Annotated in this window: 24 protein-coding genes; 2 read left to right on the forward strand and 22 right to left on the reverse strand. The window is 34.0% G+C overall.

What is annotated here, in order from left to right:
• The 11 genes from AB1410_08690 to AB1410_08740 all read right to left on the reverse strand — a co-directional run.
• Nucleotides 1-1,828, reverse strand: a 1,828-nt coding sequence (locus tag AB1410_08690) for a TonB-dependent receptor (GenBank protein MEW6456770.1), incomplete at its 3' end; no start/stop codon positions are given.
• Nucleotides 1,825-2,589 (reverse strand): tetratricopeptide repeat protein, encoded by a 765-nt coding sequence (locus AB1410_08695; protein ID MEW6456771.1) that lies wholly within the window; start codon nt 2,587-2,589, stop codon nt 1,825-1,827. The genes AB1410_08695 and AB1410_08690, both read right to left, overlap by 4 nt.
• A complete protein-coding gene (locus AB1410_08700; GenBank protein ID MEW6456772.1) occupies nt 2,589-3,371 on the reverse strand; it encodes a hypothetical protein in 783 nt (260 codons plus the stop codon). Before AB1410_08700 ends, AB1410_08695 begins: the two co-directional genes overlap by 1 nt.
• A gap of 36 nt (nt 3,372-3,407) precedes the next feature.
• Nucleotides 3,408-4,139, reverse strand: coding sequence for an ABC transporter permease (locus AB1410_08705; GenBank protein MEW6456773.1), 732 nt, complete (start codon nt 4,137-4,139; stop codon nt 3,408-3,410).
• Complete coding sequence (locus tag AB1410_08710) at nt 4,136-5,050, reverse strand: ABC transporter ATP-binding protein (protein ID MEW6456774.1); 915 nt, start codon at nt 5,048-5,050, stop codon at nt 4,136-4,138. Before AB1410_08710 ends, AB1410_08705 begins: the two co-directional genes overlap by 4 nt.
• 85 nt (nt 5,051-5,135) lie before the next feature.
• Nucleotides 5,136-5,801 (reverse strand): CPBP family intramembrane glutamic endopeptidase, encoded by a 666-nt coding sequence (locus tag AB1410_08715; GenBank protein MEW6456775.1) that lies wholly within the window; start codon nt 5,799-5,801, stop codon nt 5,136-5,138.
• A 23-nt stretch (nt 5,802-5,824) separates the two neighbouring features.
• Complete coding sequence (locus AB1410_08720; protein ID MEW6456776.1) at nt 5,825-7,234, reverse strand: YcaO-like family protein; 1,410 nt, start codon at nt 7,232-7,234, stop codon at nt 5,825-5,827.
• Between the two features lie 52 nt (nt 7,235-7,286).
• Complete coding sequence (locus AB1410_08725) at nt 7,287-8,099, reverse strand: SagB/ThcOx family dehydrogenase (GenBank protein ID MEW6456777.1); 813 nt, start codon at nt 8,097-8,099, stop codon at nt 7,287-7,289.
• On the reverse strand, nt 8,086-8,874 hold the full coding sequence (locus AB1410_08730) for a hypothetical protein (protein MEW6456778.1): 789 nt from the start codon (nt 8,872-8,874) through the stop codon (nt 8,086-8,088). The genes AB1410_08725 and AB1410_08730 overlap by 14 nt, the downstream gene beginning before the upstream one ends.
• A 13-nt stretch (nt 8,875-8,887) precedes the next feature.
• On the reverse strand, nt 8,888-10,036 hold the full coding sequence (locus AB1410_08735) for a hypothetical protein (GenBank protein MEW6456779.1): 1,149 nt from the start codon (nt 10,034-10,036) through the stop codon (nt 8,888-8,890).
• Nucleotides 10,037-10,325: 289 nt separating this feature from the next.
• Nucleotides 10,326-10,508, reverse strand: coding sequence for an AraC family transcriptional regulator (locus AB1410_08740; protein ID MEW6456780.1), 183 nt, complete (start codon nt 10,506-10,508; stop codon nt 10,326-10,328).
• A gap of 788 nt (nt 10,509-11,296) precedes the next feature.
• Here AB1410_08740 and AB1410_08745 point away from each other — a divergent pair.
• Nucleotides 11,297-11,746 carry a GAF domain-containing protein gene (locus AB1410_08745; protein ID MEW6456781.1) on the forward strand — a complete coding sequence of 150 codons (450 nt, stop codon included), beginning with the start codon at nt 11,297-11,299 and terminating at the stop codon, nt 11,744-11,746.
• 105 nt (nt 11,747-11,851) lie between these two features.
• On the opposite strand, the gene AB1410_08750 is transcribed toward AB1410_08745, so the two are convergent.
• The 7 genes from AB1410_08750 to AB1410_08780 all read right to left on the reverse strand — a co-directional run bounded on the left by AB1410_08750 (nt 11,852) and on the right by AB1410_08780 (nt 18,329).
• On the reverse strand, nt 11,852-12,574 hold the full coding sequence (locus AB1410_08750; protein ID MEW6456782.1) for a TonB-dependent receptor: 723 nt from the start codon (nt 12,572-12,574) through the stop codon (nt 11,852-11,854).
• Nucleotides 12,570-12,770, reverse strand: a complete 201-nt coding sequence (locus AB1410_08755; protein MEW6456783.1) for a hypothetical protein — start codon at nt 12,768-12,770, stop codon at nt 12,570-12,572. Before AB1410_08755 ends, AB1410_08750 begins: the two co-directional genes overlap by 5 nt.
• 204 nt (nt 12,771-12,974) lie before the next feature.
• Nucleotides 12,975-14,042 (reverse strand): 6-bladed beta-propeller, encoded by a 1,068-nt coding sequence (locus tag AB1410_08760; protein ID MEW6456784.1) that lies wholly within the window; start codon nt 14,040-14,042, stop codon nt 12,975-12,977.
• Between the two features lie 5 nt (nt 14,043-14,047).
• Entirely contained in the window at nt 14,048-14,566 is a 519-nt protein-coding gene (locus AB1410_08765; protein MEW6456785.1) for a hypothetical protein, read from the reverse strand.
• A 389-nt stretch (nt 14,567-14,955) separates the two neighbouring features.
• Nucleotides 14,956-15,195, reverse strand: coding sequence for a hypothetical protein (locus AB1410_08770; GenBank protein MEW6456786.1), 240 nt, complete (start codon nt 15,193-15,195; stop codon nt 14,956-14,958).
• Between the two features lie 304 nt (nt 15,196-15,499).
• On the reverse strand, nt 15,500-16,777 hold the full coding sequence (locus AB1410_08775) for a helix-turn-helix domain-containing protein (protein ID MEW6456787.1): 1,278 nt from the start codon (nt 16,775-16,777) through the stop codon (nt 15,500-15,502).
• 370 nt (nt 16,778-17,147) lie between these two features.
• Entirely contained in the window at nt 17,148-18,329 is a 1,182-nt protein-coding gene (locus tag AB1410_08780) for a pyridoxal phosphate-dependent aminotransferase family protein (protein MEW6456788.1), read from the reverse strand.
• 60 nt (nt 18,330-18,389) lie between these two features.
• Here AB1410_08780 and AB1410_08785 point away from each other — a divergent pair, with 60 nt between their 5' ends.
• Nucleotides 18,390-19,364, forward strand: coding sequence for an NAD(P)-dependent oxidoreductase (locus AB1410_08785; GenBank protein ID MEW6456789.1), 975 nt, complete (start codon nt 18,390-18,392; stop codon nt 19,362-19,364).
• Here the strand turns inward: AB1410_08785 and AB1410_08790 are convergent.
• Genes AB1410_08790 through AB1410_08805 form a run of 4 tightly spaced genes read right to left on the reverse strand, consistent with a single transcriptional unit; the run spans nt 19,361 to nt 23,688 of the window.
• A complete protein-coding gene (locus tag AB1410_08790; protein MEW6456790.1) occupies nt 19,361-20,479 on the reverse strand; it encodes a hypothetical protein in 1,119 nt (372 codons plus the stop codon). The genes AB1410_08785 and AB1410_08790 overlap by 4 nt on opposite strands.
• A complete protein-coding gene (locus tag AB1410_08795; GenBank protein MEW6456791.1) occupies nt 20,480-21,853 on the reverse strand; it encodes a pitrilysin family protein in 1,374 nt (457 codons plus the stop codon).
• On the reverse strand, nt 21,850-23,139 hold the full coding sequence (locus AB1410_08800) for a pitrilysin family protein (GenBank protein MEW6456792.1): 1,290 nt from the start codon (nt 23,137-23,139) through the stop codon (nt 21,850-21,852). Before AB1410_08800 ends, AB1410_08795 begins: the two co-directional genes overlap by 4 nt.
• A 60-nt stretch (nt 23,140-23,199) precedes the next feature.
• Nucleotides 23,200-23,688 (reverse strand): hypothetical protein, encoded by a 489-nt coding sequence (locus tag AB1410_08805; GenBank protein ID MEW6456793.1) that lies wholly within the window; start codon nt 23,686-23,688, stop codon nt 23,200-23,202.
• Between the last annotated feature and the right edge of the window lie 15 nt (nt 23,689-23,703).

Consider the following 23,703-nt stretch of genomic DNA (forward strand, 5'->3'; position numbering starts at 1 on the left):
CCTCATCCCATTCATTTCCTAAAGAGGGAGTATATGGAAGGCCTGAGGCATAAGACCATCTTATTCCTATGGAATCGTATCCCCTTTTCAGAGTAAAAATTGCTGTAAAGGAATGATCTATCTCATAGGGGGATCTCGCAAGGGAAAGAATACCCCCTTCCTTTCTTTTGGAATTGAGAAAGTTATAAACAAAGATGAGGTCATATGACTTTCTATTCCTCTTTGTAAAAAGTTCAGCACCTCGGGCATATCCATAACCATTGTTGGTAACGCGGTTGCCTTCAAAAAGGAAAAGGTTTATGTATCTTTTATTATAAAGGGTGATCCTGAAAGCGTCTTCATCTTTGACACTATCGTAGCTAATGGAATAATGAACAGATTTCTTTAGTTTTAAATCAGGATTCTCCTGCATATAGGCATAATCTACGAATTGATGGTATATTCCTGCTGAAAACCTGAGGATCTGAGAAGGAGTTAAAAGGTATGCCAGAGAGAATCTTGGATCCCAACTCGGCCTGTAGTTAATCAGATCAAGGGTAGAAGATCGAATTCCCACTGAAGCAAAAAGATTATCAATAACTCTGAATTTATCATTAAGGTAGAATCCGAATCTATTTCCCTCAGAGCTAAAGCTCTCTGATCCTTTGAATGTTAAATCTGTCTTTTTTCTTTGTAACTCAGAACCTGATTCTATCAGGTGTCCTTTGAAATCCCATGTAAGACCAAATCTTCCCTCAATTGAGGAACCTTCCAACCCAAAGGAAAAGAATGGGAAAAGATATGAAGCTCTATGATTTACCGTTGATAAAATGAGTCTTGAAAAAAGATTTTTGGAAAGGATGGTATTAAGGGTCAAACCAAACACTTGATTTGATGTCTTTGTAGTAAAATCTCCCACCTTATCGAGAAATCGATATTCATGCAGAAGGTAAAGCAGCCTAAGGTTGGTTTTATTACTTATATTAAAGATGAGCTTTCCAATAGATTCTCCATTCTTAAAGAGATAGCCTTTTTGTCCATTTATTTTAGTCATAAGATTGGAATGACCAGCACTTAAACTTCCGATGAAGCTTGCCCTTTTCCCAAAGGGCAAGGTTGTAAAACTGTTCAGACCCAGAATAGATAAGCCTATGGCCAACTGTTTCTTTGTAACCCGATCCTTGGTGCTTATATCCACAACCCCTGAAAGGGCATCACCAAATCTGGGGGAAAAACCTGAAGTAGAAACTGAAAAGCTATCGATCATTTGATTGTCAAATATGCTGAAATAGCCTTCTTTCAAAGATTCACTTTGATAGGGATATTCTATCTCTATTCCATCTAAGTAATATCCAACCTCATCAGGAGCACCTCCCCTTATTATGAGATTAGCTGCATCTGGAATTGTATTAACTCCAGGAAGAATCTGAGCTGCATATACAGGATCTCCAGCAGCTCCAGGGTTATTATAAACATCCATCATCGTGAGGGTCACTGTCTTCTGACTTTTATCATCAGAGACCCGACTCTCGGCAGTGACTAAAACCTCGTGGGAAGAAATCGGCTCAGGCTCAAGCTCAATTTCAAGAAAATCACCCTTTTTAGCTCTTATCTCTTTAGTTTTGTAGCCAATAAGATATATGATTAGCTCCACCTCCTCTCTATCTGTTTTAATCTCAAAGGAACCATCCTCATAAGCAGTGACTCCTTGAGAGGTTCCCTTAACCATGACATAGGCTGGGATAGCCTCTTTGGTGCGTTTATCTAAGATTTTCCCCTTTATAGTATTTTCTTCTGCAAAAAGAGAAAATGAAGATAAAAATATAAGAAAAATAAACCATCTTGTCATTTAGGCTCCTTTTTTGATTTTTCAAGTTGATTAAGCTGAATCCTTGCATATCCAAAGGATGGGTTTATCTCCAGGGCCTTTTTAAGGGCTTCATAAGCCTTCTCTTTTTCATCCATCTTCTGCCATGCCATCCCAAGATAGGTATAGGCTTCCTCCTTGCCCCAGGAGGGCTTAAGAGCATCTTCTACCCTTTCCTTTTCAAATAATAATATGGATCTCTCAAGGTATTTTAAGGCATTCTTTGCACCCCCTCCAAACTGCTCAGGGGTATAAAGGAGGTCTATTCCTTTAAGAAGATTAACCCTCGGATTCTCAGGATCTTTTTCCAGAGCCATGGAAAAGTATCTATCTATCTCCATACCTATAAACATAGCCTCTTCTGGCTTTAGTCCTATCTTTATCCCTAAAAGGGAGCCATAGAGAGCATATAGCTCACCAATAGCAGGATTTATCTTTATTGCTTTATCAAGATAATCCAGCCCTTCCTGAAGGTATCTCTCTGCTTTCTTTTTTTCCTTGGTTAGGAAAAATGTGGCAACTCTGTAATCTGCAAGACTTATGTAATAGTAAATATAGGGGTTTTCCTTTTCTGTTAAAATAAGACTTATAAAGAGATCCCTTGCCTTCTCCATGGAAGAGATATCCCAGTTATCCACTCCTTTCTTGAGAAGATCCTTAGCTTCATCCAACTTCTCAAAAGACAAACCAAAGGATAAAGAACAGATGATAAAAACAATATAAAGTTTTTTTAAATTTTTCATTATTTCACCTCTTTATGGGATTTTTTAAGCTTTTCAAGATGATGCCTTAGCCAGCTATATTCTGGAGCCTTGGAAATTCCTTCTATAAATATCTCCTCGGCCTTCTTTTTATCCCCTTTCTTTATATAGCAAAGTCCAAGCCTTGCATATGCCTCTCCCATTCCCCATGAGGGCTCTATAGAAGAGTCCTTTTTCTCCTTTTCAAAAAGTTTAATAGATAATTCTAAATCCTTGGTGGCTTTAGAGACTCCTCCCCCAAAGATGACTGGAGTGTTGTAAGAGCTTATTCCTTTTATAAGATAAGCTCTTGGATTGTCCGGATCAAGCTGTATCGCTTTCTCTATCTCTTTTGAAGATTTAGGGCCCAATGATGGAGCAAGATACCAAGAAATAGATATCTTCAAACCCAACAATGCTCCTAAAAGGGCGTAGGAATCAGAAAAATCTCCCTTTTCTTTAATGGATCTCTCTAAATTTTTTATTCCTTCCTCTATAAAATCCTTTGCCTTTTTTTTATCCTTAGCTTGAAGATGGTATATGGAAAGCCTGTAGTCTGAGAGGGCTATATAGTAATAGAAAAGGTAGATGTAGAATTTCTCTTTTAAAGCCTCCTGAAGAAGGGATTTGGCTTTGAGAAAATTCTCTGAAACCCATTGATTTTCACCCTTTTCTATCATCTCCTTTGCCTTAAATAGGACCTTCTCAGGACTCTCAGATAGATTCTGGGAAGAATATCCAATACAAAGGACTAAAATCAAAAAGATCAAAATTCTTATAACCATTTTATCCTTCTTAAAACCAGATTCTCAGTAATATCTTCATTGCTCTTTAAGCTTAAAGGTCTTAGCAGTTATCAAGAAACAAAAGATCAAACAAAAAATCAGTACGGAAAAGCTAATCCATTCGTCCTTTAATCCTTTTCCAAAGATTATAATATCCTGTAATATCTTTATAAAATAGTAAACAGGGCTTACCTTAGCAATGTGTTGAAGAGCCTTGGGAAAAAGAAAAAGGGGTATAAAAGCACCGCTTAAAAAAAGAACAGGTGTCAGGGTAAAATTAGAGATTGCCAGAGCAGTCTCATGATTCTTTGAAATGGTAGCAACAACCCCACCAATGGAAAGCATTGAAAGGATTCCTATTAAAATTGATAGGAGCAGAATCCAAAAATTCCCTTCTATTTTTAGTCCATACAAAACTATACCCAGAGCTAAAAGAAAAAATGACTGAATCAGGATGATAAGCACCCGGACTAAAATAAGTCCGTAGATGTATGTGTGTGCTTTAAGGGGAGTAATCCCTATCCTTTTAAAAATTCCTGATTCCCTATAATAAGATAAGGTTAATCCAAGTCCATAAAGAGCATTAGAAAAGCCTACCATGGCTATGAGCATAGGAATTAAATAGCCAAAATATTTCGGGTTTTTTCCCCATATACTTCCAAAAAGAAAAAGGATAAACAATGGGAAGAGAAAAGTGAAAAAAACTGCAACCTTTTCTCTTAAAAAGAACTTTATCTCAATCGCTGAAACCTTAATCAATTCTTTCATTCTATCTTTCTGCCTGTTAAAGAAATAAATACATCCTCTAAGTTGGCATCAATCACGCGAAGATTCTGGAGTTGAAGATCGCGGGAAGATGAGACAGTCAGGATGTGGGATAAAACAGATTGGGGATCCTTTGTATAGATAGTATACTCACCCTCTATCTCCTCAATTTTCTTTACCCGCTCATCCATTCTGAATATATATGGATCAATCCTTCTTTCAAGTTTGAACTCTATCTTTTTATCAGCATCGAGCTTTTTTATTAGTTCCTTTGGTCTATCGATGGCTATGATCTTTCCCCTATCTATAATAGCAACCCTGTCACATAGCTTTTCAGCCTCCTCCATATAATGGGTTGTAAGGATAATGGTCTTACCCTTTCTCCTGCTCTCTTCAATTATCTCCCACATATCTCTTCTGACATTAGGATCCATACCTGTGGTTGGTTCATCAAGGAAAAGGAAGTTGGGATCGTTGACAAAGGCTAAGGCTACTGATAACCTCTGATGCTCTCCACCTGAAAGATTCTTTATATAAGAATTTCTTCTATCCTTAAGAGAGAATATCTCAAGAATCCTTTCAGTATCTATTCTTCTTTGGTATAGGCTTCCAAAGAAATCTATTGCCTCCCATACCTTTATGGTAGGAAATATGGCTGTTTTCTGAAGCTGAACTCCTATAAGCTCCTTAAACTCCTTCCTTCCCTCATAGGGATCAAAACCATCTATTCTGACATATCCTTCATCAGATTTTCTCAGTCCTTCCATTATCTCAATGGTGGTAGTCTTCCCAGCTCCATTGGGTCCAAGGATTCCAAATATCTCTCCTTCTTCAATCTCAAAGGAGACATCATTAACAGCCACTACATTCTCATATCTCTTGGTCAGGTTTTTAACGACAATAATCTTCCTCATCTCAAACTTCCAACTCAATTATATAATAACATAAAAATACTAACTCAGGCCTCTTGCACTAATAAATTCAATTTTTCTCTTTAGATTACCATAACCATATTTTCTGCTCTGGCACCTGGACATGGTTTTTTACCTTTAGGAAATTTCTATAGGCATTTTTCCATGCCTTCCAGATAAATACATTCCATATTAAATGAGCAACAATTGGGTAAAATATGTGATCGGTGATAATGTATAAATAGCCGAGAATTAACCCAGCTACAAACTTGGGTAAGATGGCCATTTTTGATAAAAATATATGATAAATTCCGAATAACAAAGCAATTAAAATTACTGAAACTACTAAATTTATATGAAAATATCTGAAAAGTAAAAATATTCCCAATCCTCTGAATAATATCTCTTCATAAAAAGAAGCCACAATACTAGTAAATAAAAAAGCAAATGAAGAAAAATTTTTCAAAAGATCCTTAAAATTCAGGACATCCATCATCCCACGAAACCTTGATGAGGAAAGATGGGGATGAACTAATGAAGAGCTGAACTTTGTTAATTTTCTATCTACAAAGTACACCAATACTCCTACACTTCCAGAAATTATGCTTATAAAAAAAACCTCAGGCAAAAGTTCTATTTTTTTAAAACCTACATCAAAATATAGATTGAAGTGCTGAATAAATAAGAAGAGAATTGACAGCGCACCCGCAAAAAATATTAAGTTGTATTTTAAAAAAAACTTAAATTTTCTCATCTTTCCAGTTTCTCATACATTTCTCATGGAAAAGGAAGGGGAGCTTTATTTAAATCATCAAAAGAAAAGATCCTTGTAACTAAACCCAATTCTTTGCCCAAATTATAGTATCTTATGTGGCCATAATACCCATGAACTATAAAATACATGGTGAGCTCTGGAATAAAACATCTTTGGAGTTTAAGTTTCTGGAAGCAGGGTGGAGTAAGATCAAAGCACAATGGTGTAAGTTTCTTTTCTTTCAATATCTTCAGAAGTTTTTGATATTTATTCCTTCCATTCTCTTTACTTTCTGAGATGACCAAAGAAGAATGCTGAACTTTCTCGGATCTATTATAGAAGTCCTCGACTTTCTTTAAATTTTTATCAAACCCATAATAAGCTATTGTTTTAAAAAGATCGGATACCTCCTCAAACTTAGCATCTGGAGAGATATCCATCCAATAAGGTAATTTACCCTCGCCAGAAGCAACTGTAAAATATACTTTATCAGCTTGCCCAAGTTCTGCGAGGGCTTTTCTCAATGCATGATAAAAAGACACATCACTTCCCACCCCGGGTAAATATTTCACTTTTATAGAGGATGTATTAACACAATGGATCGATAAAACATGAACTTCTGGCAAATCCAATGACCAATGATATATCTTCATTTTTACATATGGATTGTCAAAAAAGAAAAACCCATCCATGAGCTTCTGAAGAGCAAAATTATCAGAGTCAAGGACCACTTCTTTTGGAGGGAAACCACATACCCATCTTATGTTCAATTGATCTCTTTCGATGAATTCAGTGAATCCATGGTATCTTCCCTCCTCTTCGTCAGTATGGCAAGTAAGTCCCCCTGAGACTGCGTAGCCAATGGGAATCTCTCCTTTAACTGGTTTGTATCCAAAAATAATAAGCTGAGCAGGAGCATAAATCTTCTCTTTGGTCAGCACATTTTCGCCATCGATCCACCCTAAATATGTATCTTCAGTGAATTGTTTAAAAAAACTTTTCTTATATTGTTCTTTTGCAAATAAATATAGCCTATCAGGTCCTAAAACTTCATAGCCTTCTCTTTGCAAACCTTTTGGAGTTCCATAAACTATTCGAGATTTTAAAAAATCATAGGAGATTAAGGGCAAGAACCTTTCTATTGCCTCTCCCAAAGTTCCCATAAAAGCACCCCATAATGTTCTTCCTTTACCTCCTGCAGGAATAAAGTCTTTGGAAACTTTTTTTCCGATTACCTTATGAAAGTCAAAATGGTGAGCTGTGAAACAATAAATAGGAACTCCACAAGGTGTATTAAATTGGGAAGTTATACTTTTTATTGGACCCACGATCGGATTATACATCCTAAGAGCCTCTTCTATAGCCCAGAAATCTCCTGCATTCATTAAATTTGGTAAAAACTCTAACTTCTTATTAATTATCTTTATTTTCATCTTTTCTCCCTTTTCTTACCAATCTGAATCTTTATCCTTTCCAAGACCAGGTCTATTTTGCCCCTACTGAAATTAACAGTGCTGGTATCTCCTCCTCTTTATTCAGTTGAAGAAGTCGACTTAAATCATTCTCATCAAATCCAGCAATCAAACACGATCCTAACTCTAAAGCACAAGTTACTAAATGTATATTTTGAGCAACACACCCAACATCAACAAAAGCATATTTGTAATATCTTGTGTGATATTTCCATAAACCCCTGCTTAAAACAATGGTAAGGGCTATAATTATACTTGCCTCAGCAACAAATTCCTGACCTGGGCAAAGCTCCTTCATCTTTCCTTTAAAGACTCCCTCATAAAGGAGCTCTATGCACCTTTTTAATGGGTTAAAATGGTATAGCCCTTCTTTTATACCTTGGATATTATTAGCAATAATATAAAGCTCAACTCCTTGAAGTGCTCCAGTTGAAGGGGCAGTCCGGAAGGGAAAATTATCAAAATTGTAAGCTGGTGAATATTCTCTTACTCCATAAGAATAAAACAAAAGAGTTGATAAAGCTTTTAGAGAAATGGATGTTTTTTTGTAATTTCTTATCGACCTTCTGCTTAAGATTACTTCATCCAACGCCATTTTTGTAATATATGGTTCTGGGAGGTTAATCTGCAAGGCATCATTATATTCTTTACAAATACAGACCGAATCAGGAATAGTATATGTAGCTATTGTGGAGAATTTTTTAAGATCTTCATCTGTATATTTTAATAATTCATCAATTAAAATAGTAATGGCTTCCTTTTCTAAGTTTAATCTTATCTGTTTTTCAAATATTTTTATAATCTCAAATTCTCTATCGCTTCTCATTATTTTCCTTTTCTCCTAAAAGGATAATTCCATGGACTGAAAAACCTCTGCCGTCAAGACCAAGAAACTTATTCACTGGCAAATCATAAAAAAGAGAAGCAGATATAGAGGGAAGATTCCAACTGCCTGCCAAATCTTCTATCATTTGAATAGTTCTTCCGCAGTCAAAAAGAATAACTCGGTAACCTCTTACTCCAAAAGCAGATTTGGCAACGATGTGATTGCCATATACAAAAATGATTTTTGAAGTCTTTTGAATATTATAATTTGATGATTCATCGAGGAAGATATTCTCTTTTATAAATCCAGCTATATCTATATTTTTCTCTTTTATCAATTGGAGATAAGCGGGTCTTAAAAATTTAAACAAACGACATCTATCCTCTTTAAATAGAACATAAAAACCAAGATAGATAGGAAGTACACTTTTTAATTTATTTAAGATTTTTTTATCCACCTCCTGAAGCATATCCAATGACTTATACATCTCCCCCAACTTTATAAAACTTTCCATCTCTTTTGTTTGGCTTTTTTGTATGTACTTTATATTTTTAAAATAGCCATAAATATTTTCAAAATTTGATATGGCTTTTGATAATTTACTATTTTCATGATAAAGTTCTTCGATGGAAATTTTGCCAGCACTATGCCGTGACAAAATAGCTGATAAAGGAGTATTCCTGAGAATCAAGGATTTAAAAGGTGGAATAATTGGATAAAGGGTTAAAATCCCTGCACTTATCTCCTGCTCATATTCATTATATCTCCATGCCATAAGCCCTCCTTTATTACAATGCTGTGGGCGACATTTGAGGAATTCCAAAAGTGGAGCATGCAGGGCAGCCCGGAATTTTCAAAATATCTTGAAGATCCATTTCAAGAGATTCAAAGTCTATAATAAGAGCTCTATTTATAATTGGAACACTATCACCACTTAAAAAAAATCTTATGAAACTATCTACAACAAAACCTGAAACTATATCATATAAAGGAGGAATCCCGCTTAAAGATTGATTCTCTCCATATTCTTCCTGCTTCTCCATAAATGTTTTAAAAGTAGTAAATGCAAATGGATTCGTCATGGAACTCTCAAGAGAGGCTTCCATACAGGTATAACAAGCTGTTTCCCCTGGGATTACTAAAGGACCCACAATTCCTAAACTTCCATCAACAAAACTATAAAGTATCGAAGCCTTTTCTTCATGAGCTAAGAGATTAATTTCAGAAAAAAGACGCGGATGATATCTTTCCATCCCAATTATTGTTATATCTGAAGATCTAAGGATATTTTTTAAGGTCTGCTCATCTAAAACATTAAAATATTGAATTTCAACTTTATCTCCCAAGGTTTCAAATCTTTGAAGATATTTAGCTAAAATATGGATATAATTACTTCTGTCACCACAAGCTCCATCCATTAAGAAAAATAGAAAATTTTTGCTTTCAATCTCTTTATTTGAGATTTTTCTGTCATCCGCTATCATAATAGATTTTCCTACTTGCATTGACAGAATATTCTGAACGACTCTCATTCCTATAAAACCAGCCCCTATCAAACCAATATTAGCATTTGATAGCGTGGGAAGGGTTTTATAGTGGACTTGGTAATAAGGCAGAAAACACTCATTTTCTCTAACAATTATTCCTTTTTTATAAAAAGATTCTATGGTCTCATTTATGTAAGGAATATGTTTAGAGGACAAATTTAAGTTATTAACCAAATCTTTCAACGAAACAGAAGACTGCAACATATCTGTCATCTTCCCTATTACATGAAGTTCTTTATTATCTACAATAGAAAAACTATAAACTGATCGAAGACCATGGGTAATGTAAATCTCATCCGGGGTTAACTTAACAATTCTATAATAAGGATTCCATCTTATTTTATCATCATCTCGTAACTCAGATCTTCTCTCCCTTCCTATTTTTATCATTAACTCCTCCTTGACCGAGATTACCAGGAGCCTTATAAAGGCCCCTGGTAATCAAATCACTCATCATTCAGCGAGAATCTCCACCCAGCACCAGCAATTACAACAGCAACACCATCCACCTGGAGCGACAAGCTCACCGCTCAAGTATTTGTTCTCTCCTACCTTTACAATCTCCATTATTTTTTACCTCCTTTCAGGTCGTTAATAGAATATTTTGGAGTTCTTTTCAAGAAAAATCGTATGGCTTTATGTTCGAAAATATGGCTTTATGTTAGATGATAAGAAGAAATTATGGTTTTTTCCTGATAGAAGAAGGGGGAAATCCAAATACTCTGGTGAAACACTTTGTGAAAGAAAGAGGATCATGGTATCCTAAAGTTAGCGCTATTTTTTTTACAGGCTTATCTTCAGAAAGAAGAACCCAGAGGGAATGATACATCTTAACTTTGATTGAGAATTCTTCCAATGTCATGTTTTTTATTATTTAGACAAAATTGCATAATTTTGTAACTCATTTTTAGAAGCCTCATTGATTTGTTTTTGTGATTCCCAGTATAGCTTCATTCTCAGTTTTTTCAAATCATTCTAAATCAGAAGAGAAAGTGCCGGGCAAAAATGGAAGGATAATGATTAACCAGCGTCGCTCCTATAGGTGGCCGGTTTCGTTCGGAATCAGTGGCCAGATCCATCGGAATATGCAATTTTCTAAAGAATCCAAACATAACTGGGATAAATTCATTTTTAAATCTTATCTCTTCTTAATAAAAATCTTACAATGGCAGGTTCTCTTATAAAATTGAGAGCTACCTAACATCAGCCTTTTGAATTACAAAATTTGATAATATTAAGAAAAGCGGGAAGTAAAAAAACAAGATAAAAATAGCAGTTAGAATTTAACTTGTCAAATTAATTTCTCAATCGGTTTAGGAAATCAAATACTGAGAGATATATTAAAAAAGTATTGGATCTGTAGATTGTTTTCTGTGAAGGCTTTTTATACATTCTAATCTTAAATTTCCCATTTACTAATCACTTTAAATCAACTAAAATATGAAATTCAATCTATTCCGAGAAAAGAGTTACTTCATGGTGAGGAAAAGAATTAATTGAACCCGAATTACGCAAGGTTTATTGCAACCTATTGGAGGGCAAGCCTTTAAGTTTGCTTTATATCACCTAACAAGCACGACTAAAGCCCTGCCCTACAAGGGCGTTGAAATAGGTTTGCGTAATTCAGGTTGAATTAATCATGAGGTGAAAATGGATATAGAAGTGCATCTGGATAAAGTAAAGAAGATTATAAAGGATTCAAAAAATCCTGACGAAGCTATGAATTCTATAGTGAGCTATCTTGAACAAAATTTCAGTCATTATAGCTGGGTAGGAATATACTTAGTTGATGGAGATAATCTAATCCTTGGCCCATGGAAAGGACCGGCTTCAACCGAGCATGTAAAAATTCCTATAGGAAAAGGCATCTGTGGAGCAGCTGCATCCTCTGGCAAAATAGAATTAATTCCGAATGTGGAACTTGATTCAAGATATTTGGCTTGCTTTCCATCCACAAAATCAGAAATAGTCGTTCCCATAAAGAAAGATGACAAAGTTCTTGGAGAAATAGACATTGATTCTGATGAAATAAATGCTTTTAATGAAGAAGATTCGAAATTTTTAGATAATGTAGCAAAATTGATTGTAGAAATTTTATAGCTTTCTATATTAAACGCAACAAAGTTTGGGGAACTCCTGTTCAATTGTAAGCTGAAAATAAATCTTCATTTCTGAATCAAGAGATGAGCTCAAAATCTAAGGAGGTTAAAAAGGAGAATAGAAACCAAAGAAAAATGTTCTTGAAAAAATAGATCCGATTGTTCTCTGGGAAGAAAAATCCTCGCTGTATTCATATCGAAGGGTATTTTTGTGATTAAAAATATTCATTATACCTATGTAGAGGACGAACATTCTTCCAGCCAATTTCATGACCTTTTTCCCACTTATATCTACCCTTCTATAGGGCGGATACCTCTTACTTAAAGGATCGCCCCATATAGGTTTATAAATCCTCCTCTCCTCATCCCATTCATTTCCTAAAGAGGGAGTATATGGAAGGCCTGAGGCATAAGACCATCTTATTCCTATGGAATCGTATCCCCTTTTCAGAGTAAAAATTGCTGTAAAGGAATGATCTATCTCATATGGGGATCTCGCAAGGGAAAGAATACCCTCTTCCTTTCTTTTGGAACTGAGAAAGTTATAAACAAAGATGAGATCGTATGAATTTCTATTCCTCTTTATAAAAAGTTCTGAACCTCGGGCATATCCGTAACCATTGTTGGTAACGCGGTTGCCTTCAAAAAGGAAAAGGTTTATGTATCTTTTATTATAAAGGGTGATCCTGAAGGCATCTTCATCTTTGACACTATCGTAGCTAATGGAATAATGGACAGCCTTCTTTGGGTTTAAATCAGGATTCTCCTGTACATAGGCATAATCTCCGAATTGATGGTATATTCCTGCTGAAACCGATTCACCTTCAATCGTCTCCCCTTAAACTTACTTCTACATCTTTGCTCACAGTCCTATCTGAATGAATAGAAAAGATATCCTCAAGATTCATAGTGGAATGATGGAGCGGAGCTCTCCTCGACTTTCTCTGAGGCCTTTCTTCCAGCGTTCCAGAGGAATTTCCTGCGTCTCTTGATGGCCGCCGAGACTGGCGGTGAATATTTTTCATGGATCTCTCTTTGCCTTGGGGGAAAGGTCTGAGTTATTTGCGGGTTTTTGGTGCCTCAAACGGCTTCAAAGACACATCCTCGAGCTCTCAAGCCGCCCTTGACATCTTTTTGAATCGTATTTTACAATTCCTTACGATGGGTGGATGGGAAAATCGAGACAAAGACTCACCTCAGACATCGCTCGGGAAAAAAATATCCCTTTATTACTTTGCGAAGAATACATCAATTTTTGGATCTGGATAAATCTGTAAAACGTAAAAAGCCTTCTCTTTCGCTTTTTCCATTACTATAAAATCACCTCCTATATAATCAAAAGATGGCGAGTTTGTCCAATAAATATTTTTTATCTCACCCTTACTATTATATTCTAAAATCTCAATGCGGGGGTAATAGGAAAAAAGATAAAATCCATCTTCCTTCGCTCTAATAGCTTTTATAATTTCGTTTAATTCTAAGCGCCCATCGATCATTCGAGCTTTATAGTTATGTTTTGCCCTCTCTTGCATCAATTTATGTTTAATTGAATATTCTGAAAGCAATTTGCCTTCTTTTGCGTATCTTCTGACGAAGGGGAAATATTTCCATGCAACAAATAATTCTTCCTCATTATTTATGGATAAATGTACCTCATTATGGGAAACCGTATTGTATTTAAAATTTATTCTTTCTCCAAAAAAATCGACCATTTTGCCTTCAGCATTATATATTTCTATAAGCGGTCCCTGTACGCTTTTTGGGCTTGTATAAATTAAGTACTGACCGCTTGCAGCTATAGAACTCAATGTCTTGAATACCTTAAAGCTATTTATGTATTCCCCTTCAGGACTGAATATTTGGATTCTTCCATTATTACTATCATATACAATAAGATTGTTTTTGGTATCGAAACATATATTTAATGGGTTCAAGAATTCTCCTGGTCCCTGTCCTCTTCTCCCGATTATTTTTAAGAATTCTCCATGATAACTAAATTTCAATATGAAATTTCTTCTCCAATCAGACACATAAATATTATCTTCATTATCTGAAGAGAGGAAGAACGGATAGTGAAAAAATATATCTTCTTTCTCAAGCTCTTTTTTTGGAAAAGAAAATTCATATTGAAGGTACGATGCACCTTCTGGAACAGGAAAAGAAATTTGAAGTTGTTTCCATTTTCTCTCTCTTTCTTCTTGGACAAAAAAGGGTTTATTTAGGGCTACCACGCCTTCAAAGATAATTGTTCCAAAAATCAGGCAGTTAATTAAGGTCCATATTTTTTTTGTAAACATGTAATTTATGAGGTAAGAATTCTTCGCAGATATATAAAAACATCATGAGGACTTCTTGTGTCCATAATATTAATAATATCCCCATTTTCATTTATTACAAAGACAAGATAATTAAGATCATATCTATCCCTTAATTGATTCCATCTCTTTGCTAATTTTTTATCTGCCCTGATCACTGAAAATTCTATTCCGAGATTTTCCTTTAGATTTTTTATATCTTTTTCATTGAAATCTCTAGATACAATAATTAGAAAATAAGCTAAATTGTTATTTAGATTGTATAATTCTTTTAGTTCTTTAATTATAAATCCGCTTCTACATGACATGCATATTCTTGTAAATAACGAGGCTACATAATATTTGGAGTTTTCTTTGTCGATAATTAATTGAAGTTGCTCAAGCCAGTCATAATAAGTAATATTTTCTCCCAGCTTCAAAAAATATGAGAAAGAAGATTCCTCTTTTTTTATTAAGGGAATTTTCGCTATTATATTGTTAAACTTCATGTTGTGGGAAAAAATCATAAAGATCTGTATAATTAAAAATGTTAAAGAGATTAGGAAAACTATGATAAGAACGCCTTTTTTAAAATTTTTTCTCAATTTTTGTGTTTTAAGTCAAAAATTTTAATCAATTCTTTCTTTTTTCCATATTTAATTGAGGATCTATATTAATTTTATCTTTCCTTCTGAATTTTGATTTTTAAAAATTTTTGCATGAATAGTTTTTTAGTAAGATTCATTCTCTCTGGTTAATTTCTTGAGTTATCTTTTTTGAGATTAATTCTCTCAGATTTTTTGGGTGGTGATAAACCAATTTCCCCTCCCACTTATTGATTAAAGGGAAATATCTGAAGAATTTTTTCCTTCATCTCGCTATTTTTAAGAAAATGAGTTGTCTTTAATTGTCTAAATTATTTTTTGGGACATTTAATCTGAACCTGAGTTCCGCCCGTCTGACAATATAGATCACATTCAACATGCCATGCTACATCACCCTCACATCCCATGTTTCCCGTACAACCCCGTATCTCATAGCATTCATAACCGGCCTTTTCAAGTGATAATGTTGGCAGAGCACTAAATACGATGATCAAAAACCACATGAATATTGTAACTGCCAATAACGGAGAAATTCTTTTTGCTTTTATCATTTTTTCCCTCCTATAATAGTTTTAGACTGTTTAAAAATTTGCAATTTATTGTAAATAAATGTTTTCCGGACCTTTCGCTTTTTTGTCTACCGCAACTTTGATTTTGAGGATTTATTGCGAAGAGCCTAAATTTTACTTGCTTTTCAAATTGCTTTAACTTTATTTTCACTTCAAAGCTCCTCATAAAACCCTATTTATTTTTGAACAGCCTCTCTCTAAATAAAATATCTTGAAGTACTTTTCAAGAAAAATCGTATGGCTTTATGTTCGAAAATATGGCTTTATGTTAGATGATAAGAAGAAATTATGATTTTTTCCTGATAGAAGAAGGGGGAAATCCAAATATTCTGGTGAAACACTTTGTGAAAGAAAGGGGATCATGGTATCCTTTGCTTAGCGCTATTTCTTTTACAGACTTATCCTCAGAAAGAAGAATCCAAAGGGAGTGACACATCTTAACTTTGATTGAAAATTCTTCTAAGGATTGGCCAGTTATTTTCCTAAAAATGTATGAGAGATGTGAAGGAGAGAGATTAACGCTTCTCGCCAGAAAAGATCTTCTGGTTTCATGGAATGGTTCTTCAATTAAAGATCTTTGAATTTTTGCAATTCTATAGAGATTTTGACTCTCATGAATTCCAAATTGAGGAGAACACCCATAGTATCTTGATTTCTTTATTAGATCCATTATGTTTTTCTGCTTTTGGGCGAGGTTTTCATTATGGAAGAAAGAGCAGAGGAAGGATTTGGAGAGGATATCTTTCTTTAATTCCTTTATCCCTAATTGTCTTATTATCCCAAGGGGAGTTTGGGAATTTCCTTTAAGAAGATGGAAAAGGTTCCAACATCTGTTTGAGTGGCATTTGAAATTACAATCCATGAGGATAAATTCAATTGGTTTTTCTTCTAAAATTTTTAGCATTTCTTTTATTTCATAAGTATCGATTGTGTTAAAGGAATTTAGTATGTTTTTTATGGAATTCATAATTGTAGCACTACAATTGTATAAAATAATATTTGGAGAGCCTTGTCTGATATAATATGAATCTTTCTTAAATCCCTTTTTCTCTTTTAAGTATCTAAAAAACTCTAAGAGGAAAAGATAATCAAAGAGAAATTGGTTTATGAGAGGCAAAATTCTTTTTAGATGGGATTCTTTGAAGTGGTTTTTCCTCATGGAGGGTAGAACTAAAATTCCTATTCTTTCTTGATCTATATCAAATGGAATTACCATCTCTGAGAGTATTTTTTCTTTTCTAAATGATACATGAAATGGGTCTTTTTCACAGTCATTTGTTATGTATGGTTTCATTGTATGAATGACATGAGGGATTATTCCTTTTTTTCTTTCCTCTTCCATTCTTTTGAGGATTTTCTCTTTTTTCTCATACTCTCCTATTTTTTTCATTGTAATTAGGGAGAAATCATTTTTTTCTTTTTTAAATATAAAAAATGAGCCAAATGATACATCAGCGATACGAATAAATCTTTTGAGATAATCTAAAAGTAGAATCTCTAAGAAATTCTCAGATTTCTGTAGAGAGAGGAGTTTCTCCATGAGAGATTTTGATGAATGATTCATCCTTTATTTTCCCCTTTGAGGCTTTCTATTTAAGCAGTTAGAATTTAACTTGTCAAATTAATTTCTCAATTAGTTTAGGAAATCAAATACTGAGAGATATATTAAAAAAGTATTGGATCTGTAGATTGTTTTCTTGAAAAGGCTTTATTATACATTCTAATCTTAAATTTCCCATTTACTAATCACTTTAAATCAACTAAAATATGAAATTCAATCTATTCTGACAAAAGAGTTACTTCATGGTGAGGAAAAGAATTAATTGAATTAATCAGGAGGAGAAAATGGATATAGAAGTGCATCTGGATAAAGTAAAGAAGATTATAAAGGATTCAAAAAATGCTGACGAAGCTATGAATTCTAATAAGGAGTTCTAAATTAAGCCCAACATCTGTCCTGCTTTTTTAAAAGCATCTAAAACAATCTCCAACTCTTCATCTGTATGGGTAGCAGTATATGATGTTCTTATCAATGACCTTCCAGGAGGAACAGCTGGAGAAATTATCGGGTTAGCAAATATTCCAAATTCTCTCAAAAGTTTCCACAGGGCAAATGTTTTCTCATCATCACCGATTATAATCGGTATGATCGGAGTTTCAGTTTCTCCCGTGTTATAACCCATCTCATTAAAAGCTTTTTTCATCCTTTCAGTTATTTTCCATAATCTTTCTCTTCTTTCAGGTTCATTTTCAATAATGTCAAGGGCAGCAAGAGCTGCCGCTGCTGAAGATGGAGTAATCGAGGCGCTAAAAATCAATGACCTTGCGAAATGCTTTACATAAGAAATAACATCATTTCTTGCAACGATAAACCCTCCTAAAGAAGCAAAAGATTTGCTAAAAGTACACATTATGATATCCACTTCATCCAATTGATTAAAATGTTCTGAAGTTCCCCTTCCCTTCTTTCCAAGAACTCCAACCCCGTGGGCATCATCTACCATAACCCTTGCTCCATATTTCTTTGATAATCTGATTACCTCAGGAAGGTTGGATAAATCTCCTTCCATGCTGAACACCCCATCCACTATAACTAATTTTCCTTTTCCATCAGAGAGCATTGAAAGAACTCTTTCAAGGTCTTCCATGTCATTATGTCTAAACTTGTAAACTTCTCCGTATGAAAGTCTTGCAGAGTCTATGATAGATGCATGAACTGCCCTATCTATTATAATCACATCATCCTTTCCCACGATTGCAGATATACATCCCAGGTTTGTCTGGAAACCAGTGCTGAAACACTGAGCAGCTTCCTTTTCCATAAATTTAGCAAGCCTTTCTTCCAGCTCAATATGTAAATCTATCGTTCCGTTTAAAAACCTTGAACCACAGGTACTCGCTCCATATTTTTCGACTGCATCCTGGGCAGCCTTTTTCACCTTTGGATGATCCAGAAGACCAAGGTAATTGTTAGAACCAACCATTATCATTTCTTTGTTGTTTACTCTTACCCTGTTTCCCCTTGCCTCTTCAATGGGAGTAAAATAGGGATACATGCCGATAGCTTGTGCCTCTTGTGGTCTTGTAAACTTTGCGCATTTTTCAAATATATCCATTTCTCCCTCCTGACTAATCAAGTTTGACTGATATAATTAATTAAAATAAAATTCTTTTCTATGAACGCATTTGTAACAGGTGGAACTGGCTTTATTGGAAGCCATTTGATTGATTTGCTTTTAAAAAATAATTTTAAAGTATATGCGCTCATAAGAAATATCAAAAACCCAAAGTGGTTAAAAAATAAAAATATCGAATTCGTAGAGGGCAATTTATTCCACATCCCTTCGATGCCAAAAGATATTGATTACATCTTTCATGTAGCAGGAATCACCAAAGAAACTAAAAAAAATGATTTTATGAGGATAAACTTTATGGGCACAAAAAGTTTTCTTGAAATCATTGAGAAAAATAACATATCTCCAAAAAAATTTATTCATGTTTCAACTTTATCCTCAGCAGGACCTTCTCTTGACGGAACTCCAAAAAGAGAAGACGATGTTCCTCAACCTGTTAGCAAATATGGTCTCAGCAAGTTTATGGCAGAAAATCAGGTAATTCTTTACAAAGAGAAATTCCCTGTTGTAATAGTCAGACCTCCTGCTATATTCGGTCCAAGAGATAAGGATACATACATTTTCTTTAAAATGGTGAACAAAGGATTCCTTCCGTATATTGGATGGGGAAGAAAATTTTATAGCTTTTGCTACATCTCCGACCTTGTAAACGGAATTTTTCTCTCCGCCGAAAAATACGTTAAATCTGGAGAAATTATAAATATTGCTCATACAGAGTCCTTTTCTCTCGATGAATTTTTAAACATTCTTGTAAAATATCTAAACCCTACAAAAACAATCAAATTAAAATTTCCAACTCCTTTTGTATACATTGCAGCTTCGATTTCAACCTTTCTCAATAATTTTAAAAAATCTCCATCTATTTTCACACTCGATAAATTCAAAGAGATGAGGTATCCATACTGGACATGCGACACAAAAAAAGCTGAAAAAATCCTTTCCTTTCAGGCTGAAAATGATTTGGAGAAAAGCGTACAAAATACCGTTCAATGGTACAAAGAAAACAGTTGGCTTTAAATTTCTTTTTCATAGATAGCGTATTTTTTATAAATTTGACCTCCCAGTTTTTCAAGCAATCTGTTCATCACAACATTATCTTCAAGAACCCATGACATTTCAGCTTCTTCATAACCTATTTTTATACCATCTGTGATGGTTTTATAATAAAAAACAGAATCTATGCCTAAAAATCTGAATTTTTGCCTTACGCCGAGGGTAATGACTCTAATTTTTTTAACCTTCTTTAACTCTCTCATTAACTTTAAAATGCCAAATGGAAGAAGCCTTCCATTTATTTTTTTAAGGGCAACATTTACATCAGGAAGAGCCAATGAGAATCCTGCAGGCTCGTCCTCCACTTCAGCTATGAAAACCAACCTTGGATCAACGATCTGTTTCAATTTTTTTGCTAAATAATTGAATTCCTCATCCGTCATTGGAACAAAACCCCAATTATTACTCCAGGCATCATTGTAAATAATATTTATTCTTTCCAATTCATTTTTAAAGTCTTTCATGTTGATACTTCTGATTTTTATTTTTTCTTTATGACTCAATGTTTCTACAATTCTTGTCCATTTGTCTGGAAATTTGAGAGATTTATCTATTCTCCATGCGAAAAGTTCTTTTATTTTTTTTAGACCATTTGATTCAAATAAATCAATGTAATATTTTGGGTTGTAGGTCATCATGATGACAGGTGAAAGATTGAATCCCTCTATAAGGAGCCCACATTCTTCATTGGTAGAAAAATTCATAGGTCCCCGTATCCTTTCCATTCCTCTCTCTTTTGCCCAATTTTTCACATGATTTATAAGGAAGCCGCATGCCTCTGGGTCATTATAACTTTCATAAAACCCAAAAAAGGCAGTTCTTTCATTATGAAAATTATTATGATTTCTGTTTAAAATGGCTACCACTCTTCCAACAGGTTCTCCATCTTTTCTGCAAATAAAAGGTTCAACTTCAGAATGTTTATGGAAAGGGTGTTTCTCTTTTGAAAACATTTCTTTCTGATCAATTATAAGAGGAGAAACCCAAAATGGATCATGCTTATATATTTTCCATGGAAGCATAATAAATTCTTTCAATTCTTTTTTATTTCTGACCGGGTCTATCTGATATTCTTCCATTTATTTCATCCTCTTAACTTCGTATTTTCCAAGTTCCTTTAAATCTTCCTCTACCTCTTTTGCATTACTTAAAACTAAAAGAGTAAAGTTTCCTAAATCAAAATGTTTTTGGGAAACCCTCTGAATATCATCTTTAGTGACCTTTTTTATTTCAGTTAAAAAATTCTTCAATATCTCTGGCGGATAGTTGAAGAATTCAATCTCTCCGATCTGGGAAGCAAGCTTATTGTTGGTTTCTAATCCCCTTGGGAACTGTCCAGTTATATAATTTTTTGCACCTTCAAGTTCTGCATCTGTAACAGAAGTTTCTTTAAATTTTTTCAGCTCATCGATGATTATTTTTATTGTCTCGAGGGTAGATTTATTCTTTGTGAATGTAGAAACGAGAAATACTCCTCCACTTTTATAATTAACAAAACTCGAATTGATACCGTAAGTAAGACCTCTGTTTACTCTCACCTCATTTACCAATCTTGATGTAAATCCTCCTCCAAGAATTGTATTAGCCAAAACAGCAGCAGGAAAATCAGGATCTTTTTTGGATACAAAAGAAATTCTTCCTATTCTTATCTGGCTCTGGGTTTGATCAGGATCGTCTACAATCAATATTCTCCTTTCTAATATCTCTTCTAATTTCTTAATTGGTTCTAACCCGGTCTTTCTGTCCTTCCACATATTTAGAGAATTTTCAATTTTACCTATTGAAGATTTATCAAAATTTCCAACTATAACAAAAACAGAGCCATTTGGAATAAATCTTTTCTTATAAAAATCAATAGCATCTTCTAATTTAATTTTTTCTATTGTCTCTTCGCTCCCAATAGATGAATGGGCATAAGGATGATCCTTAAATAAGAATTGAAAAAATTCTTTTGACGCTATTAAGCTCGGATTATCTTTCTCCTGTTTTAATAAATCCATTGCTCTTTCTTTTTCTTTTTTAAATTCTTCCTCAGGGAATATCGGGTTCAGTAATACATCGAAAAAAATTTCTATAGCTTTTAATACATCTTTAGACATAAATTCTGCTGAGATTGCTGAATAATCCTGAGAAGAATATGTCTCAAGAGAGCCTCCAAGAAATTCCACATCAAAAGCAATTCTTTCTTCGTCTCTATTTTTAGTTCCCTTCAAAAGCATTCTTGCTGTCAATCTGGCTAACCCCTCTTTTCCTGGTGGATCTAAAGCACTTCCCGAGGGAATTATTAAATTTATCGATACCATTGGTATTTTTTCAGTATACAGAGATACTAACTTTACCCCATTTTTTAAGACTTTCTTATGCCATTCAGGAATTTTAATTTCTGAGGAATTTGCCATCATCCTAACAAAAAAAGTTAAAAGTATAAAAAAAATTACTGATAACTTCTTCATTTCTTATTCTTTTTTTCAGGTAGCATTTCAACCACGTTTCTGTTTCTTTCGTTGAAATATTTTTCCACAACCTTTTTTATATCTTCATATGTTATCCTATCATAATTTTTATAAGTTTCTTTGATTTTTTCCCAGCTTCCGAAAAGTATTTCATAAGTTCCTATTACGTTGGCTGTCGAATTATTTGTCTGAAAATTTTTAATAAATCCTGTCAATATTATATTTTTTGCTTTCTGGAGCTCACCCTCTCTGACTCCATTTTCTCTCACATTTTCAATCTCCCTGTAAATAATTTCTTCACCTTCTCTGTTTTCCTTATCAGGTCTCATCTGAACATAAAAAATGAATAACGAAGGATCGATTCTCCATGGAAAATCTATCGAAACTGAAATTGCCAACATCTTTTTTAATATCATCTCCTGGTAAAGCCTTGAACTTTTTCCTCCAGCCAGTATTATCTGTAAAAGATCGAGGGCATATACATCAGAATTTTTGCAATCAGGCACATGATATCCAATCATAAACGAAGATACTTCCACATCCTTTGTCACTTTGGCTCTTCTTTCCCCTAATTGTTCTTCATCCAGAGTTATTTTTCGTTCAGGAATCTGTTGAAGAGGAATGTTTTCATAATGTCTTTTAATCAATTCAAAAACTTCTCCACTGTTAAAATCTCCAACAATCACAATAAAAGCATTGTTGGGAGAATAATATGTGGAATAGTAATATTTCAGGTCTTCATATTTAATCGAATCTAAGTCTCTCATCCATCCTATAACAGGCCATTGATATGGATGAGAATTGTAGGAAATCGCATACAGTTCCTCCTCAAGCTTACCTGCAGGATAATTTTCAGTTCGTAATCTTCTCTCTTCCTTTATGACACCCCTTTCGGATTCGATTGAATTTCTATCAAGAAGAAGTTTGGAAATTCTATCAGACTCCATATCAATTACCAATTCCAGAGCTGAAGGAGGAAATTCTTCAAAGTAAGCTGTCCAATCATTTGAAGTATAAGCATTGGAATATCCTCCGTTTGATTCCAGTTTTAAATCAAATTCTTTTGGACCATACTTCTCTGATCCATTGAACATCATATGCTCTAAAAAATGAGAAATGCCAGTAGTACCAGATTTTTCATTCCTTGAGCCGGCTTTTAGAAAGGTGTAGAAACTTATAATCGGTAAAGAATGGTTCTCCAGCATAAATATCTTCAGGCCATTTTTCAACTGAGACTGTTCTACTTTCAATTTATCCAGATAATTCCAATGAGCATCAATTATCATTGTACCTCCACACAAGTATAAAACAAGAAAACTGAGAAACCTTTTGTTCATTTATTATTTTTAGGAGATTTTCTTTCGAAAAATCTTGCTCCTTATGTAATAACCTGATGAAATTTTATTGGAATATTTAATGCAAAGATTACTCTTTAGAGAATATACAAAAAACTTGATTTCCATCTCTATTTTTTTAAATCCGGGTCTGGCTTCTTCCTTTACTTTAAAAGGAATTTCAAAATGTGATTTTACATCAAGAATCTTTATACCATCTTTCTCTATTACAGGAATGTTTAAATCCGATGATGTGTAAAAATTCTTAGAGAATGCTAATCCATCATTAGATTTTATTTCGATATTCAGCAAAGGAGCAGAACTTATATAATTTCCCTTTTTTAATCTCATATTAAGAATTATCTTCCCTCCCTCTCCTCTCATAATTCGGTAAGGCTTGATCGAAGCTGAAATTTCAACAATTTTCTCCTCTTCTGGAAAAGATAAGAATGTGTTAATGAAAAAAAGAAGCAGGACTATTTTTACAAATTTCTTATCCATGAACTTAAAATAATA

Source organism: Acidobacteriota bacterium, assembly GCA_040756905.1.
In the GTDB taxonomy this organism is placed as follows: Bacteria; Acidobacteriota; Aminicenantia; order JBFLYD01; family JBFLYD01; genus JBFLYD01.

What these genes read in the sequence shown, in the direction of transcription:
- AB1410_08695 (MEW6456771.1), bottom strand. Translation starts at nt 2,589, where the DNA reads ATGAAAAATTTAAAAAAACTTTATATTGTTTTTATCATCTGTTCTTTA.
- AB1410_08700 (MEW6456772.1), bottom strand. Translation starts at nt 3,371, where the DNA reads ATGGTTATAAGAATTTTGATCTTTTTGATTTTAGTCCTTTGTATTGGA.
- AB1410_08705 (MEW6456773.1), bottom strand. Translation starts at nt 4,139, where the DNA reads ATGAAAGAATTGATTAAGGTTTCAGCGATTGAGATAAAGTTCTTTTTA.
- AB1410_08710 (MEW6456774.1), bottom strand. Translation starts at nt 5,050, where the DNA reads ATGAGGAAGATTATTGTCGTTAAAAACCTGACCAAGAGATATGAGAAT.
- AB1410_08715 (MEW6456775.1), bottom strand. Translation starts at nt 5,801, where the DNA reads ATGAGAAAATTTAAGTTTTTTTTAAAATACAACTTAATATTTTTTGCG.
- AB1410_08720 (MEW6456776.1), bottom strand. Translation starts at nt 7,234, where the DNA reads ATGAAAATAAAGATAATTAATAAGAAGTTAGAGTTTTTACCAAATTTA.
- AB1410_08725 (MEW6456777.1), bottom strand. Translation starts at nt 8,099, where the DNA reads ATGAGAAGCGATAGAGAATTTGAGATTATAAAAATATTTGAAAAACAG.
- AB1410_08730 (MEW6456778.1), bottom strand. Translation starts at nt 8,874, where the DNA reads ATGGCATGGAGATATAATGAATATGAGCAGGAGATAAGTGCAGGGATT.
- AB1410_08735 (MEW6456779.1), bottom strand. Translation starts at nt 10,036, where the DNA reads ATGATAAAAATAGGAAGGGAGAGAAGATCTGAGTTACGAGATGATGAT.
- AB1410_08740 (MEW6456780.1), bottom strand. Translation starts at nt 10,508, where the DNA reads ATGACATTGGAAGAATTCTCAATCAAAGTTAAGATGTATCATTCCCTC.
- AB1410_08745 (MEW6456781.1), top strand. Translation starts at nt 11,297, where the DNA reads ATGGATATAGAAGTGCATCTGGATAAAGTAAAGAAGATTATAAAGGAT.
- AB1410_08755 (MEW6456783.1), bottom strand. Translation starts at nt 12,770, where the DNA reads ATGAAAAATATTCACCGCCAGTCTCGGCGGCCATCAAGAGACGCAGGA.
- AB1410_08760 (MEW6456784.1), bottom strand. Translation starts at nt 14,042, where the DNA reads ATGTTTACAAAAAAAATATGGACCTTAATTAACTGCCTGATTTTTGGA.
- AB1410_08765 (MEW6456785.1), bottom strand. Translation starts at nt 14,566, where the DNA reads ATGATTTTTTCCCACAACATGAAGTTTAACAATATAATAGCGAAAATT.
- AB1410_08770 (MEW6456786.1), bottom strand. Translation starts at nt 15,195, where the DNA reads ATGATAAAAGCAAAAAGAATTTCTCCGTTATTGGCAGTTACAATATTC.
- AB1410_08775 (MEW6456787.1), bottom strand. Translation starts at nt 16,777, where the DNA reads ATGAATCATTCATCAAAATCTCTCATGGAGAAACTCCTCTCTCTACAG.
- AB1410_08780 (MEW6456788.1), bottom strand. Translation starts at nt 18,329, where the DNA reads ATGGATATATTTGAAAAATGCGCAAAGTTTACAAGACCACAAGAGGCA.
- AB1410_08785 (MEW6456789.1), top strand. Translation starts at nt 18,390, where the DNA reads ATGAACGCATTTGTAACAGGTGGAACTGGCTTTATTGGAAGCCATTTG.
- AB1410_08790 (MEW6456790.1), bottom strand. Translation starts at nt 20,479, where the DNA reads ATGGAAGAATATCAGATAGACCCGGTCAGAAATAAAAAAGAATTGAAA.
- AB1410_08795 (MEW6456791.1), bottom strand. Translation starts at nt 21,853, where the DNA reads ATGAAGAAGTTATCAGTAATTTTTTTTATACTTTTAACTTTTTTTGTT.
- AB1410_08800 (MEW6456792.1), bottom strand. Translation starts at nt 23,139, where the DNA reads ATGATAATTGATGCTCATTGGAATTATCTGGATAAATTGAAAGTAGAA.
- AB1410_08805 (MEW6456793.1), bottom strand. Translation starts at nt 23,688, where the DNA reads ATGGATAAGAAATTTGTAAAAATAGTCCTGCTTCTTTTTTTCATTAAC.